The following is a 2,362-nucleotide window of genomic DNA, read 5'->3' as shown; positions in this document are numbered from 1 at the left end:
GAAATTGTCTTTTGATTACAGTGGAGAGCATCCAAGGTAATTGTTTGGTTTTGAAACGGCATAACTCCGATGATATGGCGAACACAAGGAACTTCTGAAGTTTTGCGATTCTCCAATTTTCCTAGAGCTAACACCAAATTCGTTTGGTGGCAAAAAGCAGAGACGATAGCCACAAAGTTTTGTTGTTCACTACGATAATTCGTGAGTGTAGAACGGAGGCTTTTGCCGTCTATGCTCAGACCAGACATTTCCGGCGTATCCGGAAGAAGCTTAGCTGCCCATTCATTAAATTGGACGATAAAATCATCACAATCACCGACAATCGCTCTTCTTATTGTGGAATAAGAAGGAATAGATTTGGGCTGGAAACTACTTAGGGAAGCGAGAAGTTCTTGATGGAATTCTGCCCAGTCAGCTAGGTCTCTATATCCTTGTATCCTGGCATAATTCCGACAATAACGATAAAAAGAATGAACCAAAGAGGGTGGCGTTAACAACGATGTTCCTTGACTTGTTTCAAAAATTGAATTAAACTTTCCATAAGTACTTGAAAGTAGCGACCGCCCAATTTTACTACGGCAACGGTCGCTTTTTTTTTAGAATTTCCCCCCGAAAATGAAACGACCCTGCGCCACAAGGGGGTGTAACCAGCCCTCTATTGGCAAATATTGCCCTCCATGGAATGGAAGAAAGCATCAAGGACCTAGTGGAAAGGCTACCTGGAAAAGGTAGTCGAATGATACGAAGGAATGCAGTATCTTTGATAAGATATGCGGACGACTTTGTAATAATCCATGAAGATCAAGATGTAATCAATAAATGTCGTGACCATATCTCAGGTTGGCTGAAAGGAATGGGATTGGAGCTTAAAGAGGTAAAAACAACCATCACCCATACTTTAGAGGGAGATGACCCAGGGTTTGACTTCCTTGGTTTCAATGTTCGCCAATATGAAATTGGCAAGCATAAGACCGGAAGGAACTCAAAAGGAAAGCCCCTAGGCTTCAAAACCATCATCAAACCCAGCAGAAAAGCCGTCCAAACCCATTACCAAAAACTTAAAGGGATAATAGACTCGCACAAAGCAGCTCCTCAAGAAGGATTGATACAACACCTCAATCCAGTCATCAGGGGATGGTGCAACTACTACTCCACCGTGGTGTCAAAAGAAACTTTCTCCCAAATGGATGATTTTCTTTATTGGAAACTAGCCAGATGGGGAAGGAAAAGACACCTGAATAAAACAGGAAAATGGGTAGCTCGGAAATACTGGCAAAAAGTTGATAATCGAAAATGGGTATTCGCAACTCGCTCGGAAGCCAATCCGATGCAGCTAAGAACTCATGCGGAAACACCAATTGTACGCCATGCTAAGGTTAAAGGCGAAGCCAGTCCATATGACAAAAATTGCAAGTACTGGAGTACACGAATGGGAAAACAACCTGGAATTTCCAAAAGAGTAGCAAGACTCTTAAAGAAACAAAAAGGGAAATGTGCCCACTGTGGACGAACATTCTATGAAGAGGATGTAATGGAAATCGACCAGTGCGATTCGTTTCCTGTAAAACCGTTGGAATCTACATGGATTCTAAGGCATAAGCAGGAGCTTGGTAAAAACCCTTTTGGGGTAACCAAGACAACTAGATATCGATGGCGGTGCAAGTCCGCCCCGCGAGGTGTGTCGCGTGAAAGCATATCCCCCATCGAGGAGACTGGTTATCAAATCGGTGAAGCGGGGATAAAAGGAGGTTAAGCCTGGGTCCAAACAGGTACCCCTTCGAGCAAGTGCCTACGGATAGACAACGAAGTCATGGTTGAAGCGTCGTTATTCCAAACCTGCGAAAATTGGACTGAAACGCAGGAACCAAAAGGTTAAGGATATAGGAAAGGCAAGTTGGTCGGTGACCTTTCACACACCCTAAACCAACCCGGCGTAGAGTGACATCCTAAGGGCACAACCAATCGGTATCTGGAACGAAGTAACCCCCCGTATGGCTCTCAAGGAATAAGGTCGATGCCTTGAGTAGGAAACCATCCGCAAGCCTGCGGTGGGCAGGATAGAGTCAGAAGCGAACGATTGGGGTAATACCCAATATATGCTGACAGACTCTCGATGACTTGGAAGATAAGGTCGAAAGTAGCATGGATACGTCCAAAACGGTTGGAAACAATACGGTGAGACTGGAATGGCGAGATATCGACTGGAAGAAAGTCGAACGTCACGTCTTCCGCCTGCAAAAACGAACTTATCAAGCCAAGCGTCGTGGCGATGTTGCTACAAACATTGCCACGATGCAAAAACTGCCAATGATGGTAGTCTTGGTACTCATGACAAGAGCCAAGTTGTTGAGTCCCCGGATGA

3 protein-coding genes and 1 pseudogene are annotated in these 2,362 nt (G+C 44.6%); 3 read left to right on the top strand and 1 reads right to left on the bottom strand.

All coding sequences use genetic code 11. The annotated features are described in order from the left end of the window. Window positions 1–479: ISAs1 family transposase (locus AS151_RS21185; protein WP_139240445.1), on the bottom strand; the 479-nt coding region annotated here is incomplete at its 3' end. A gap of 164 nt (window positions 480–643) precedes the next feature. On the opposite strand from AS151_RS21185, the pseudogene AS151_RS22990 reads away from it, so the two are divergent. The 3 genes and pseudogenes from AS151_RS22990 to AS151_RS01920 form a co-directional block, all read left to right on the top strand. After that, window positions 644–931, top strand: a pseudogene (locus tag AS151_RS22990) (reverse transcriptase domain-containing protein); the annotation flags it as partial. Between the two features lie 24 nt (window positions 932–955). Further along, a complete protein-coding gene (locus AS151_RS01925) occupies window positions 956–1,753 on the top strand; it encodes a group II intron maturase-specific domain-containing protein (RefSeq protein WP_275527961.1) in 798 nt (265 codons plus the stop codon). Window positions 1,754–2,142: 389 nt separating this feature from the next. After that, window positions 2,143–2,362 (top strand): reverse transcriptase N-terminal domain-containing protein (locus AS151_RS01920; RefSeq protein WP_170861279.1); only part of this gene is annotated, 220 nt, incomplete at its 3' end.

This window comes from Geitlerinema sp. PCC 9228, from assembly GCF_001870905.1.
In the GTDB taxonomy this organism is placed as follows: domain Bacteria; phylum Cyanobacteriota; class Cyanobacteriia; order Cyanobacteriales; family PCC-9228; genus PCC-9228.
Note: the sequence above shows the minus strand (reverse complement) of the source record. Positions and strands in the feature narration are given on the sequence as shown.